Genomic DNA, 14,310 nt, shown 5'->3' with positions numbered 1-14,310 from the left:
CCAGCCACCCGGTGTTCAGGCTCAGATCACGTCGAACCGCTTGCAAAGACGATCACGCAAAGAATGCGCCTTCGTCCTGCTTCGGATTCAGCTCGATTTCACCACGCGACGCCATTTCCAGCGCGAGGTTGGTGATCGCACTGCGGGCATCCAGTACGTCGCGCTGAGCGGCCGGTTCGCCGGCTGCCAGTTCGTGTTCGGCGATACGACGTGCGCGTGATGTCAGCGATGACAGGATCACTTCCCGGAACTGGGCATTGGTTCCCTTCAGTGCCAGCACGATCCGGTCCGTCGGGATCTGATCGAAAATCGCCATGCGGGTCCGGGCGTTGAGATTGGTGATGTCGTCGAAGGTGAAGAGCAGACCCTTCAGAAGTTCTGCGGTTTTCGGTTTCACCTCGTTCAGGTTCTCCAGAGCGTCTTCCATGTGCTCGCGGTCCATCTTGTTGAGAATGTCCGCCATGCGAGCATGGGAGTCGGCTTCCAGGGTGCCCGACAGGTTGAGCATGAAATCCTCATGCATGGTCTTTTCGACGTCGCGCATGATTTCCGGCACAACCGCCTTGATCGACAGCATGCGCCGGACAAGAGAGTTGCGCGTCTGGTTATTGATCTGGCCGAGAACCTTCGCTGCTGCACTCGGCTTTATTTTTGTCAGGATCAGCGCTGCGGTTTGCGGGTGTTCCTTCAGGAGATAATTTGCGAACACCGTTTCGGAAACCGTGGTCAACCGGTCCCAGATGGACCGGTTGGAGTTACCAAGCACGTCCGACATGATGTCTGCAAGCTGATCGTCCGGCAGGACACCTTCCAGCATTTTCTCCACTTCGTTGGCCGAACCATAAAGCGTCGTGCCATGTGAGAACTGCTCGATGAATTCCTCGGCCAGCCGATCAAGTTCTTCCGATGCCACCGTGCCGAGCTGAGCTGCGGAGACGGTGATCATCCGGATTTCTTCCTGATCGAAATGCCGGAGCAGTTTCTGCGAACTCGTCTTGCCCAGCGACAGCAGCAGAGCGGCTACGCGCTGTGTACCGTTCATTCGGCGGGCAGGCGGAGCAGGTGGCTTGGCCAGGTTTGCAGCGGTTGCTGCGGCGGCGTTGGCGGAATTCATCATTTTGTCACTTCAATCCTAAGGAGACAGCCTTGGGCAAACCGGAGAATGTGAGGCCGGAGAAATTCGACCTCAGATGTCCATACCGCCGGCCTGGGCGCTCATGATCTCCGTCAACGAAACGCCGAAGCGCGAGTTGTCGTCTTCCACAACCACCACTTCTCCGCGGGCGATGACACGGCCGTTGACCACGATGTCGATCGGTTCGCCAACACGATGATTGAGCGGAATGACCGCGCCGCGACCGAGTTTCAGGAGGTTGGAAACCAGCATGGTCGCAGATCCGAGAACCACCTGGATGTTCACGGGAATGCCGAGGATGGTGTCGAGATTTCGGTCGTCACCGATGGTATCGCCATTCTGGTTCTTTTCCGGCGATTCCACCTTGGCGAAACTTGCGGCATCGGCCGGGCGGGTTTTCGGGCCTTTTTCAGCGTCGATGTGATCGATGATTGTTTCGGACATTACATCTTATCCTTCTGGTTCATGGAGACCGTGCGGAACGGGCTTTGCAGCGAATTGTCGATACGGTGGACGCGTGTCGGCGCCTGTTGATGGACCTGGCCGCGATGAATGGTCGTTTCCTTGCGCCCGCCGGACTGAGCGGAACCGGCGGCGCCAGCTGCCTGCTCGCCTGCAGTGTCGTCGGCGAAGATGTCGATGTCGTCGCGAACGGGCGCAAAACGTTTCGGGTCATGCAGGACGGCGGTCGCCTTGGAGAGCTCCTTCAGCTCCGCGCGCAGCACGGACTGCTGGCGCTTTGCCTCACGAGTCAGACCGTCGATTTCCGCGATCAGCTCCCGAGCATCGTCCATCCGGTTGCCGAGCGCATTGAGGATCTGTGCACCCTTGACGTTGATCTCCTGGATCGAGACCTCGATGCCGTCGAGCGCGAGGGCGGTCTGATCGAAGATACGCTGGTAGTCATCGTGGTAGCTGCCCAGTCGGCGCAGCTCCCGGTGCATGGAAAGCATCCGGACCGTGGTCGCGACAAGCGCGAGCAGGAGAACGCCATCAACGATTGCGGAGATCATCGAACAGATCCTTTTCTTCCTCATGGATGAGCTCTTCGATCTGCAACGTGTAGGATCCGTTCAACTGTCCAAGCTGGCAGGTGAAGACGGGCTGGTCGTTGCAGGCGAGTGTGACCGGAGAGCGGGCTGTCGCCTGAAGTTCGATGACCTGTCCGACCCGGAGGTTTGCAAGGTCGCCGAGCGACATTTCACGTTCTTCGAGAATGGCTTCCAGCTTGACTTCGGTGCGCTGGATCTCGTTGTGGAAATGCTGGGTCCACTGTTTGTCGCGGCTCGACATCTCGCCGGACAGAACCTGGGAAAGGCGCTGCCGCAGCGGGTTGAGTGTCGAGTGCGGCATGACGATGAACACTTCGCCGCCGCGCCCGATTGCCTGTTGCAGCAGTCGGGCCACCACGGCCGGGTTGTTCCGCCGGCCGACCACCGCAAAGTCCATGCGGCTTTCGATGCGCTCGATCTTCAGCGTTGTTTCGGCAATCGGGGCAAAGCTCTCGGCAAGTGCCTTGGCGGCTACCTCGAACATGGTGCGCGCGATCCGCGTTTCGATATTCGAGAAGGGGCGTTCATCGTCGATGGGAGGCTCGGTCCCGTCAGCACCGAAGAGGACATCCACCAGTGTGAAGATGAAGTCCCGGTCGAAGCCGACGAGTACACGGGCATCCCATTCCGGAGAATAAAGCACGGCCACCAGCGCATTGGATTCGAACTCGTCGAGTACGTCGCCGATGCGGTTGTTTTCAACGTAGCTCACCGAGATGTAGGACGGTGAGGGGGACTTCTGGCGCATGGCGTCGGCCATCAGGCGAGCCATGCGGTCGAACACCACCGGAAGCATCGGCAGGCGGTCAACGGAAATTCCGGCGGCATCCAGCAGTCTGTCGGCGATCATCGCGCGTTCGGAGCTGGAAGCATTGGAGCTTGCGGTCGCTGCTTCGATCATGGCTTAGGCGGCTCCCTGCAGGTCCTGGACGTTATCGGCACCAGCGCCGCCAGCACTCATCGTCTCGTTTTCAACTTCGTCGATGGTTGGACGGTCGTAGTCGGAGATGGTCTTGCGGCCATGCTCGAGGGCGATCTGCGGATCGGCGCCGTTCATGAAGGCAAGCAGGGTCTGCTTGACGACGATGTAGGTACGAAGGCGGGACTCGCGGACGTTGCGGATCTTGGAGGCGATCGGGCCGAACAGCGAGTAGGAGAAGAAGATGCCGACAAACGTGCCCACGAGTGCCGCGCCAATCAGGCTGCCCAGCAGCTGAGGAGACTGGTCGATTGCGCCCATGGCCTTGATGACACCGAGTACGGCCGCGATGATGCCGATGGCAGGCAATGCATCAGCGATGCTGCTCATGGCATGGTACGGCTTCATCTGGTCGCGGTGGATGGTGTGAAGTTCTTCGTCGACCAGCGCTTCGATTTCGTGAGCGCGGGCATTTCCGACGATGATCAGTCGGAAATAGTCGCAGATGAAGGTTGTCAGACTGGCATTGCGAAGGACCGACGGATACTTCTGGAAAATCGGAGAAGTATTCGGGTCTTCAATGTGCGGCTCGACCTGGTTGCGGCCCTTGGCGCGAAGCTCACGCATCAGGCCGTAGAGAAGTGCCAGAACGTCGAGATATTCCCGCTTGTTGGGAACTGCGTTGCGCAACGCATCCGACACGGCAACCAGGGTTCCCCTGATTACCTTCATTGGATTGGCAACGACAAAAGCACCGATAGCGACGCCAAGAATAATGACGAGCTCCCACGGCTGCCAGAGGACGGAGACCTTGCCTCCGAGTGCGGCAAAGCCGCCTATAAGGGACGCGCCTGCTATGATCAGGCCGATAAGAATAGTCACCTAACAGCTCCCAACTGGTGTGGATTGCAACTCTGATTGGGAGGACGCTACTGGCCGAGACTTGCCTGAAGCTGACGCGCGAAAGCCTTTTGGAAATCATCACCGGTCGTCAGCCTGGCGTAAGGTTTGCGAGTGAGTGTTCCCCGAAAGCCTGCCCGCCATGGGCCCGCAATGGGGATAGAACCATGATCAATACATTGAGCCAGGTTCAGCTGGTCAGAACCAATATGGAACGCTCGCTGAAGACGGTCGCCGCGGACCCTATGGTCGAACGTCAGACCGAATATTATCGCGAGAACATCCGCAATATTAAGTCCATCGACGAATTCCTGGCTGATGATCGCATCTTCAACTACGCAATGACTGCCATGGGTCTGGAGGACATGATCTACGCGAAGGCGTTCATTCGGAAAGTGCTGGAAGAAGGCACGGACGAACGTGGCGCATTCGCCAATCAGTTGGCCGATACCAAGTACAAGAATTTTGCTGAAACCTTCAATTTCAAGCGGTATGGCGAAACGACGACTTCTTTTGCACGGACGCAGGACGCGATTGTACAGAAGTATCATCGGCAGACTCTGGAAGTGCGCGAGGGTGAACAAAACCAGGGTGTCCGTCTGGCACTCTATTTCGAACGCCGTGCGCCCGATATCACCAACGCGTACGATGTTCTGGCCGACCGCGCGCTTGCCGAGGCCGTTTATACTTCCCTTGGCCTGCCGCAAGAATTTGCGATGACCGACATCGACAAGCAGGCAGCCTACCTGGAAGAACGTCTGGATTTCAGCAAGTTCGGAGATGCGGACTACCTGGCGAAATTCCTCAACCGGTTCTCGGCACTCTATGACCTTTCCAACGGCCCGTCCGGCAACATGTCGCCAACACTTGCTCTTTATGGCAATGGCCGAGGGGTTATCCAGATGGGCGAGGGACTGTTGGCAAGCATCCAGAATTTCCGCCTCGGAGGCTTTTGATCCATGGAATCCGCTCTTTATGTTGCGCTGTCTGCGCAGGTTGCACTTTCGAACCGTCTGGAAACGGTTGCCAGAAACGTTGCCAACATGAACACAGCCGGCTACCGGGCAGACGAGGTCAAGTTCGCAGAGCTCGTTTCCAAGGCCGCTCAGGACAAGGTCAGTTTCTCCACCGGTGGCGAGAAATACATTTCCCGGCAGTACGGCAGCCTGAACAAGACCGACAATCCGCTTGATCTCGCAGTGGAAGGCGAAGCCTGGTTTGCAATCCGCGATGTCAACGGCAACTTGTCCTATACACGGGACGGGCGCTTGCAGATCGGCAATGACGGAACCTTGCGTACCTTGACCGGACAACAGATCCTGGGAGCAGGCGGGCAGCCGATTGCACTCGATCCGGATGCCGGGACACCCTTGATCACGCAGTCGGGCGAGATTTCCCAGGGCGACGTTGGAATTGTCGGCCAGGTCGGTTTGTTCCTGATCCCCGACGATGCCCAGCTCACGCGTGCTGAAAACTCGGCGGTCATTCCCGACAAGCCGGTTATTCCCGTGCAGACCTATGACACAAACGGCGTTCGCCAAGGTTATGTCGAAGGCTCGAATATCAATCCCGTCCGGGAAATGACCAAGATGATCATGATCTCGCGCGCCTTTGAGAGCGCGACGAAGATGATCGATACCAGTAATGAAAGCCAGGAGAAGGCCATTCGCGAACTGGGGGCAACCTCATGACGGCGGTGGATGCAACACAGGCGGTGGGCAAGCCGATGGACCTCAATGCTGTCATGGATGGTTCGCCCGTCAAGGCAGCGCGGCCCGGGATTTCGCCCAAGGCTGAAAACTCTGCCTTCAGCTTCGGTGACTTCATCGACGTGATCAATCCCTTGCAGCATATTCCGGGGATTGCGGAGCTCTATCGATCGGTGACGAACGACGAGATTTCCGACAACGCCCGCAAGGCCGGCAATGCTCTTTACGGCTTCGCACTCGGCGGGCCGGTCGGATTGGGAGCCATGCTCGCCTATAACGAAGTCGGCGATCGCCTGAACAGCGGTCAAGAAAATGTCACGGCACAGCCCGTCGAAGTTGCGGAAGTGGCTCCAGTCGGCGACCCGGCGCCCACAAGCGATGTTCCTGTGCCAGTGCGCAAGCCTGGTGTTGAGCCAACTGCAACCGAAGCCGATAAGGCTGCTGCCACAGCCGTACTTGGTGAAACCGTGGCATCGGCTGGTCGCAAGGGCACTCCGCCAACTGCTCTTGTCGATCTCATCAACAGCACTGGTGCGGCTCCCGGGCCGGATGGGGAAACAATGACATCACCCGACAAGTCTTCTTCGGGTAATGCCTCATCCGTTTCCTATCTCGACATGCCGGATAGCGCCACGCCATCGGGACCGGTAATGCCCGACCAGCAGGGGCTTGACCGTCTCGCTTCGCACAAATCCAACCATCTGCCTCTCGATGTCTTGAAAGCTCTTCAGGAACGCCATGCCGAACGCTCCGTATCTGAACGCACTTGATCAAATCTCCGCGTCTTTGTCGGCCCTGGAAACTGAGATCGGGCCCGTCAAACTCAGCGGACGTGTGACCCAGGTTTCTTCCGAATCCATTCGCGTCTCCGGTCTTTCCCGCGTGGTTTGCCTGGGCGATCTGGTGCAGTTCGAAGGGCGGGCCGGCATCCGGCAGGGCGAGATCATCCGGCTCGACCAGAAGGACGTGGTAATCAAGCCATTGGAGCGCGTGACCGACATTGGCATCGGCAGCGTTGCTTCGGTCATGGGCGGACTTGCCATACATCCGGACATGAGCTGGCGCGGCCGGATCGTGAATGCGCTTGGTGAACCGATTGATGGGGCAGGGCCGCTTGCCCATGGTGTGGAAGCGTTTCTTCTTGACCGCGCACCGCCACCAGCAATGAACCGAAGCAAGATTTCCGAAGGCGTTCGAACCGGTGTGCGGGTGATCGATCTGTTCACACCACTGTGCGTCGGTCAGCGTGTCGGCGTTTTTGCTGGTTCCGGCGTTGGCAAATCCACACTTCTTGGCATGCTGGCCGGGTTTGGGGACTTTGACACGGTTGTGGTCGGTCTCGTTGGCGAACGCGGCCGCGAAGTGCGCGAGTTCATTGATGACATCCTGGGCGAGACCTTGGCGCATTCCGTTGTTGTCGCCTCGACTGGCGATGAAAGCGCCATGCAGCGCCGGCTTGCCCCCAAGACGGCTATGAGCGTTGCCGAGTACTTTCGTGCGCAAGGTCACAAGGTGCTGCTCATTCTGGATTCCGCCACCCGATTTGCCCATGCCGCACGGGATGTGGCGCTGGCGGCTGGGGAACCTCCTGTCGCCCGCGGGTTTCCGCCAAGCGTCTTTGCTGATCTTGCCCGCCTCATCGAACGCGCCGGACCTGGAAGCAGCGGCGAGGGCTCAATCACAGGGATCTTTTCCGTTCTTGTCGACGGTGACGACCACAACGATCCGGTTTCCGATGCCATTCGTGGTCTTCTGGATGGGCACATCGTTCTGGATCGTCAGATTGCCGAGGCCGGCCACTATCCGCCGGTCAGCGTATTGAAATCCACCTCGCGGCTTGCCGACCGGGCCTGGACACAGGATCAGCAGGAACTCATCCATCGGATCAAGGGGCTGATATCCTACTATGAAGATACGAAGGATCTCCGCCTGATGGGCGGTTTCCAGACTGCGGGCGACGAAAAACTGGAAAAGGCCTGCAGACTTGTGCCCAAGATTTACGAAGCGCTGAGACAGCGCGCAGACCAGGTGGCACCGTCCGATCCCTTTGCAGACCTGGCCCAGGCTTTAGCTGCCGATACGTAAACCATTTTCCACATCTCTAGTATAAATACGAAATTGCCGCCTTGTCTGGCGGCGATTTTTGTATATATCAGTGTTACATCTTATTAAGGATTGCGGAAAAACGCGGTCCCCGGCATTTTAATAAATTTTTCTCTCAGTTTATTGGTAATGTCCGTGATTTTTTATTTAGTTTTCTATGTGGATATAAGAACTTCCCCCACTATAAATTCTGAAATAGTTGTCGAGTTAGGGAAGAAACGTTGACCTTGTGAAGCTCCAAAATTACGGATTCTACATTGGTAAAATCCAAGGGGCTGATATGTTCATAATCGTAGACTCAAGAGAGATAGTGACCGCAGGCTATGCCTCGGCATTCGACCGGGAAGGCTATGCCTCCCTGGAACTTCATCCATCGGAACTTCTTGACTGGCTGGAAATCACCTGTGCCCAGGATCTGGGCTCGGTTGACGCCATCCTTCTGGGAGAGTGTGAAGAAAGATGCGGCTACGTTGCATCGATCCGAAGCCGGTGTCCGGAAGCCCAGATCGTGGCTCTGGAAGATACCGCCAACCTTGAGAGCACGCTCGACCTGTTTTCCGCAGGTATGGACGATGTTCTGAAGAAGCCGGTTCATGTTCGGGAAATCATTGCCCGCGTCGGAGCTTTCCGCCGCCGGATCACTTCCCGGAACAATTCAGCAGGCACCGGTGCCATCGAAGTCTTCTTCGACGGTCGCGATCCAGTCGTCGGTGGGGACGTCATGGAACTGCCGCGCCGGGAACGCCGCATTCTTGAATATCTCGTCAAGAACAAGGGACGGCGTGTCACCAAGACGCAGATCTTCAATGCTGTTTACGGCGTCATGAACGACGGCGTGGATGAATGTGTCGTGGAAAGCCACATCTCCAAGCTGCGCAAGAAATTGCGGAAAAAGCTTGGTTACGATGCAATCGAGTCGACGCGCTACATCGGCTACATGCTGAAAGATGCCACGGCCACCAAGCAGAAGGTTGCAGACACCCGGCGTCAGGTTCAGGCCTCGCCAGCAACCGCACACGCTGTAGAGGTTCCGGTTGACAGCCGCACCACCACCAACAAGCCGTTTTTGTCAGTGGTCAATGCCTGATCGGAATAAGCTCTGAATATGAAGACCTTGCAAGGAACAATAATTTGCAATGGCAACGATCGAGCGGACTGGTATGAAAGTTTTGCCGGAGACAATTGCATGATGCGATGCCGCTCTAATTCGTCGAATTCAGGTTTTTTGTAGATGCAAGACTATCTGTTTTGCTGTGGAAAGAAGGCTCTTTCAATTTACAATTGATTTTTATGGAAAATTTAGAAAACCTACCCAGAATATACGACACACTGACGCTCTAATCACATGATCTCCGCTGCGCGGCGCATTGATGGGGCGAGGGGCAATATAGATGTGTCTGTGAATCAAGTATTGAAGAGACGGTCCGCAAAGGCGGTTCGGTTTTCGTCCTTGACTGGAAGCCATTTAAAACGGCGTTCTGCCGGAGTTTTATGAGCTGGAACGGACACCGTGAATTGAGGTGGGCGTCTTGACACTGAACGGCAGTACGTCGTTGCCATATACTCCCAAGGAGATGGGCCGTTCCAGCCTGTCCCGGACATTCATTCTCTATACGCTCGGTCTTTTCGCTGTTCTTGGCGTCATATTCATCGGCATTCTCACGAAGATCACGTGGGACGCCTCTCACGCACGCGCCATTCGTGTAACGGAGGCCTTCTTTCAGGCAACCAAACGCCCGTTTGAACGCGCCATCTGGACAGTCAATGCGGACGCGACCCTGCAGCTCATCCGCGGGTTGGAAAGTCTCGAAGTTGTCGAGAAAGTCTGGGTTGAAACACCGGACACAGGCAATTTCGGTGAACCTGTTACCGGGCCGCGCGCTGCCGAAGCTCTTAGTTATACCCTCAATTCGCCCAGCACCATCCTGCACAAGGATGCAATCGGGCAGGTGTTCATTCTCATCGACCGCAACACGATTTCCTATGAAATCGTTTCGACTGTCGGGTTCATCGTCACCGCGATCATCGTCTATCTGCTGTTGCTCGCCATCGTGATCAGAACAGTCTTTCGCCGTCTGATCGGTCAGCCGCTTTCGGCAATCGTGGAATACCTTTCCACGCCGCGCCTGATCGAAGATCCACCCAAGGCCGAACTGATGCCTGGCCGTGCGGACGAAATCGGTATTCTCGCCGCCAGTCTCCAGTCCATGGTTCAGCGCCGGCATCTGGATTTGCAGAAAATTCAAGAATACCAGACTAATCTCGAGGACTTGGTCGCCCACCGGACGGAGCAGCTTAAGTTGGTGCAGGAAGAGCTTATCCAGGCAGATAATCTGGCCGCGCTTGGCGCGCTGGTTGCCGGGGTTTCGCACGAGCTGAACACGCCTCTTGGAAACGCGTTGATGGCGGCCACGACCATCAAGGATTCAACTGGTTACTTGCGTACCGAACTTGAAGAGCAGAAACTGAGCAAGGAAGCTCTGGAAAACGAAGTCGAACGTATTTCCGATACCGCGCATATTATCGAGAAAACACTCGGCCGGGCCCGCGAGCTCGTCGGGAACTTTCGTCAGGTGGCTGTCGACAGGCAGAGCGAGAAGAAGCGGTCCTTCAATTTCGACCACATCATTCGTGAAACTCTTGCAACACTGCAGCCGACGCTCAAGAAAACGCCTTTCAAGGTCGAGCTTGATCTCCATGCGGACGAAATCATCGACAGCTATCCTGGCGCGGTCAGTCAGCTCGTTTCGAATTTTGTCGAAAACGCCATCAAGCACGGATACGAGGGGCGCAGCGAAGGTCTGATCAAGCTGTCTTCCCAGGTGGTTCACCCGAAGGACAAGAACCGAAACAATTCGAACGAACGCAAGATTATCTTCAAATGTCAGGATTTCGGTGTAGGCATTCCGGAGAAGAATCTGAAAAAAGTATTCGAGCCGTTCTTCACGACGAAGTTCGGCAAAGGAGGATCCGGTTTAGGGATGGCGATTTGTTACCAGCTGGTCACCGAAGCCCTGAACGGAACCATCTCGGTGTCTTCCAGCGTTGGGTCGGGAACGGAATTCATTATCGAATTCCCCGCCTTGGCTGCTCAGGACACCAGGAAGCCTCTCGGACAGAAGGTGCATTGAGATGGTGATGGACTTTCTTGCCCCCTCCGAGCCGGAAGTGAAGAAGATCGCGAAGGCGCCCTGGAAAATCCTGATTGTCGATGACGATCCCGACGTACATGAAGTCACCAAGATCGCCGTTGGTGGATGCATCTTCGAAAATCGTCCGTTTGAACTTTTGCATGCTCTGTCGGCTCAGGAAGCCCGGCAGATCCTGTTGAAACACCCCGATATCGCGGTGGCGCTTGTCGATGTCGTGATGGAAAGCGATACGGCAGGCCTCGGGCTTGTGAGCTGGATCCGTTCCGAACTCGGCAATCATTTCACGAGGTTGATCCTGCGCACAGGTCAACCCGGGTATGCACCGCAGACCGACGTGATCATGAAATTCGACATCGACGGCTACACCGAAAAAGCCGAATTGTCGCGAACCAAGCTGATTACAGCCATCGTTACAGGTCTGCGCGGTTACAAGCTTGTCATGTCGCTTGAGACTAACCGCAAGAAGCTCAAACAGTTAAACGAGCATTTTGCAGCTATTGTCGAAAAGAACGCCCTGAGTGAATTTGCTGCGGCAGTCCTGAAGCATTTCACGGTTCTTGTCGGGCAACCTGTCGACAGCCTGTTGTGTGGTCTTGAGACGCTTCCCGACTACGGTTCCTTCGACAAGTCCAACGTCCGTGTGCTCGCGGCAACGGGAAATTTCGAGGACAAGATTGACCTGCCGGTGGACGTCATCAGTGACGATGCGATCCGCAATGCCGTGGCAAGATGCGTGGAGACGCAGGCAACATGCGCGTCGCCCAAAGGGCTTGCTCTTCCGCTTGTCACCCGTAACGGCATGACAGGCGCGCTTTATCTCGGTATTTCCGAGGAGTTGCTGGAGGAGCTCGTCGGGTCGGAAGTCGTGCAGTTGTTTGTTTCCAACGTCGCGCTTGGCTACGAGAAGACCGGCCTTTTGGAGCATATTCGCAACCTTGCTTATGTCGATCGCGTGACCGGGTTGTCGACATTCTCCGGTTTCATCGAAACCTTTCAGCGCCACGCCGCCAACGGTGCCAAGCTGCTGGTCGTTCATTCCGACATCCAAAGGTTCCGTGTCATTGTCGACGGGATCGGCGACGAAAAGGCGGGCGCGGTCTTGAAACGGACCGGTCACCGCCTGTCGCAGACCTTCCCCGATGCGCTCACCATTGCCAGGAAGGAAAAGGACGAATTTCTGATCCTTCTGAAGGGCGGTGAAGAGAATACGATTCAGGATGTGGTTGCGCGGATCGAAGATGCTTTCCAGCAACCGATAACGCTCGAAGACAACCAGATCACCCTTCGACTGCGGCTGGGGTTTGCATCCACCGGCACCGAGACGCAGGGCGCGGAAGAACTCGTGCGTTTTGCCTCCATCGCCCTTAACGATGTGCGTCAGAAAGGGGTGACCAACCACGCGGTTTTTCATCCGCTGATGCAGGAGGCAGCCTTTGAGCGCCTGCGGCTTGCTTCACTGCTTACCGGTAGTTCCAACCAGACGAAGTTTTCGCTGAATTATCAGCCGATCATGCACGCCCGGGACGAGAGCCTTGCGTCCTTCGAGGCCCTGATGCGGTTCCGTACCCCGAGTGGAACGTTCCTGAATACCGCTCGGATGATCGAAGCTGCCGAAGCCAGTGGTCTTATTACCGAAATCGGCGCATGGATGTTCAAGACGTCGTTCACCGAGTTCAGCAGCTTGACCGGAATTTCCGATGACGTTCGGTTGAATGTGAACCTGTCTCCCAGGCAGGTTCAGGCAAACCGGATCTACAAGGACATCGAAGATGCTGTGACAGCCGCCGAATTGCCGCTGGATCGCCTGGTGTTCGAGGTGACCGAAGGGCTGTTCCTCAGCAACGATCAGGTGACCCTGGCCTTCCTGACGTGGCTGCGTGACAAGGGGGCGCGCGTCGTTATTGACGATTTCGGCACCGGGTATTCCTCGTTCAGTTATCTGCGCAAGCTGCCGGTTGATGGTATCAAGATCGACCGAAGCTTTATCATGAACATGGATCAGGATGCGGATGCGCTTGCTGTCGTGAAATCCATCATCGCCGTTGCGCAGGCGCTGGATCTGAACGTTACAGCAGAAGGTGTCGAGACTGTTGCCCAGAGAAATATCATGCAGGAGCTGCATTGCGACTACCTGCAAGGATATTTCTACGCCAAGCCTCTGGCGACCAATGACCTGTCCGGTTTCATCCAGAAGGCCGTCGAACCGGGCGTTGCCTTCGGATAAAACAGTTTATCCGTCCGTTTATCAATTTCTGGCCGGAACTGTCAGGACAGAAGTGCCTTTTTGGCGCATACTGCGACAGCTAGGTCATACGTTGAATTGAAGACATCGGACAGCCTGTCAAGGATTGCGTTCTGCAATTCTGTTCACATAAGCGATTGAAAATTTGTACGAAACACGCTCTCATGCGGGAAAACGTGTTTGCGGCGGACGCGTCAATCGCGTTGAATGTCGACTGAACCTTTGTAAATATGCGCTAAAGCGCAACTTGGGGAGAAAACATATGGACATGAGCGGCTCCCACCGGATTCCGGCCAAACGGGAAACCGTATGGCAAGCCTTGAACGATCCGGATGTCTTGCGGGCCTGCATCCCGGGCTGCGAAAGCCTCGAGAAGACCTCGGACACCGAAATGACCGCCGCGGTCACATCGAAAATCGGGCCTGTCAAAGCCAAGTTCAAAGGGGAAGTGACCCTTGAGAACATCAATCCTCCGGAAAGCTACACGATCTCGGGAGAAGGCAAGGGCGGCGTCGCCGGGTTTGCCAAGGGGTCTGCAGATGTGAAGCTTACGGAGGAAGGTGACGAAACCATACTTTCCTACGAAGCCAAGGCGCAGGTCGGGGGCAAACTTGCCCAGCTCGGCAGCCGGCTGATTGATTCTACCGCCAAGAAAATGGCGGAAGACTTTTTCACTAAGTTCTCCGAGATGGTCGGTTCACCGGCAGGACAGGACGAAACTGCGACCGCAGCTGGTGCCGATGACGATCTGGATCCCGGAGTGGCCGAGGAAGCCAAGCGGATCGCGATCGAAGAGTCCCCTGGCGAAGTCATGCACGCAATTGAGGATGCGGAGCATGCAGTCGAGGAAAAGATCCATCAGGCGGAACAAAATATTGAAGCCGCTGCGGGACGCAACGTGTTCGGCGGCCCCATGGTCTGGGGGCTCGTGTTGCTCGCCGCCGTGATTGTCGTGCTTGCACTTGCAAGTTGACCGGGTAGGACAAATCTTGAAATGATCGGGCTCTGACAATTTAGGACGCGCCAGGGCCCCAGCACAAAACACGGTGACAAGCCGGGAAATTGGGTCAGTGACACGCAATCGAATTCGATTGTTTA

General features: G+C 56.2%; 13 protein-coding genes. 8 read left to right on the top strand and 5 right to left on the bottom strand.

The annotated features are described in order from the left end of the window. Positions 1–52 precede the first annotated feature (52 nt). The 5 genes from ACYQ6M_RS14730 to motA form a co-directional block, all read right to left on the bottom strand. Complete coding sequence (locus ACYQ6M_RS14730) at positions 53–1,117, bottom strand: flagellar motor switch protein FliG (protein WP_022998527.1); 1,065 nt, start codon at positions 1,115–1,117, stop codon at positions 53–55. 69 nt (positions 1,118–1,186) lie between these two features. Then, the gene (gene fliN, locus ACYQ6M_RS14725) at positions 1,187–1,579 is read right to left on the bottom strand and encodes a flagellar motor switch protein FliN (RefSeq protein ID WP_022998528.1); all 393 of its coding nucleotides are present in this window, start codon (positions 1,577–1,579) and stop codon (positions 1,187–1,189) included. Continuing rightward, positions 1,579–2,148, bottom strand: coding sequence for a hypothetical protein (locus ACYQ6M_RS14720; RefSeq protein WP_075283157.1), 570 nt, complete (start codon positions 2,146–2,148; stop codon positions 1,579–1,581). Before ACYQ6M_RS14720 ends, fliN begins: the two co-directional genes overlap by 1 nt. Then, complete coding sequence (locus ACYQ6M_RS14715) at positions 2,129–3,088, bottom strand: flagellar motor switch protein FliM (protein ID WP_022998530.1); 960 nt, start codon at positions 3,086–3,088, stop codon at positions 2,129–2,131. Before ACYQ6M_RS14715 ends, ACYQ6M_RS14720 begins: the two co-directional genes overlap by 20 nt. Before the next feature lie 3 nt (positions 3,089–3,091). Beyond that, positions 3,092–3,988, bottom strand: a complete 897-nt coding sequence (gene motA / locus ACYQ6M_RS14710; protein ID WP_022998531.1) for a flagellar motor stator protein MotA — start codon at positions 3,986–3,988, stop codon at positions 3,092–3,094. A gap of 185 nt (positions 3,989–4,173) precedes the next feature. Here motA and ACYQ6M_RS14705 point away from each other — a divergent pair, with 185 nt between their 5' ends. The 8 genes from ACYQ6M_RS14705 (at position 4,174) to ACYQ6M_RS14670 (ending at position 14,185) form a co-directional block, all read left to right on the top strand. Continuing rightward, positions 4,174–4,962: a DUF1217 domain-containing protein gene (locus ACYQ6M_RS14705; protein ID WP_022998532.1), complete on the top strand. Its 789-nt coding sequence runs from the start codon at positions 4,174–4,176 to the stop codon at positions 4,960–4,962. A 3-nt stretch (positions 4,963–4,965) separates the two neighbouring features. Then, positions 4,966–5,697, top strand: coding sequence for a flagellar basal-body rod protein FlgF (gene flgF, locus ACYQ6M_RS14700; protein WP_022998533.1), 732 nt, complete (start codon positions 4,966–4,968; stop codon positions 5,695–5,697). Continuing rightward, positions 5,694–6,485 (top strand): hypothetical protein, encoded by a 792-nt coding sequence (locus ACYQ6M_RS14695; RefSeq protein ID WP_460074446.1) that lies wholly within the window; start codon positions 5,694–5,696, stop codon positions 6,483–6,485. The genes flgF and ACYQ6M_RS14695 overlap by 4 nt, the downstream gene beginning before the upstream one ends. After that, a complete protein-coding gene (locus ACYQ6M_RS14690; RefSeq protein ID WP_022998535.1) occupies positions 6,454–7,800 on the top strand; it encodes a FliI/YscN family ATPase in 1,347 nt (448 codons plus the stop codon). The genes ACYQ6M_RS14695 and ACYQ6M_RS14690 overlap by 32 nt, the downstream gene beginning before the upstream one ends. Before the next feature lie 328 nt (positions 7,801–8,128). Further along, the gene (locus tag ACYQ6M_RS14685; RefSeq protein WP_306354511.1) at positions 8,129–8,905 is read left to right on the top strand and encodes a response regulator transcription factor; all 777 of its coding nucleotides are present in this window, start codon (positions 8,129–8,131) and stop codon (positions 8,903–8,905) included. A gap of 442 nt (positions 8,906–9,347) precedes the next feature. Then, positions 9,348–10,949 (top strand): sensor histidine kinase, encoded by a 1,602-nt coding sequence (locus tag ACYQ6M_RS14680; RefSeq protein ID WP_460074445.1) that lies wholly within the window; start codon positions 9,348–9,350, stop codon positions 10,947–10,949. Between the two features lie 7 nt (positions 10,950–10,956). Beyond that, positions 10,957–13,194: a bifunctional diguanylate cyclase/phosphodiesterase gene (locus tag ACYQ6M_RS14675; RefSeq protein ID WP_460074444.1), complete on the top strand. Its 2,238-nt coding sequence runs from the start codon at positions 10,957–10,959 to the stop codon at positions 13,192–13,194. 280 nt (positions 13,195–13,474) lie between these two features. Then, a complete protein-coding gene (locus ACYQ6M_RS14670) occupies positions 13,475–14,185 on the top strand; it encodes an SRPBCC family protein (protein ID WP_206907994.1) in 711 nt (236 codons plus the stop codon). The last annotated feature ends 125 nt before the right edge of the window (positions 14,186–14,310 follow it).

This window comes from Roseibium sp. ROS1 (assembly GCF_054658215.1).
This window is presented reverse-complemented; position numbering and strand designations above follow the sequence as displayed.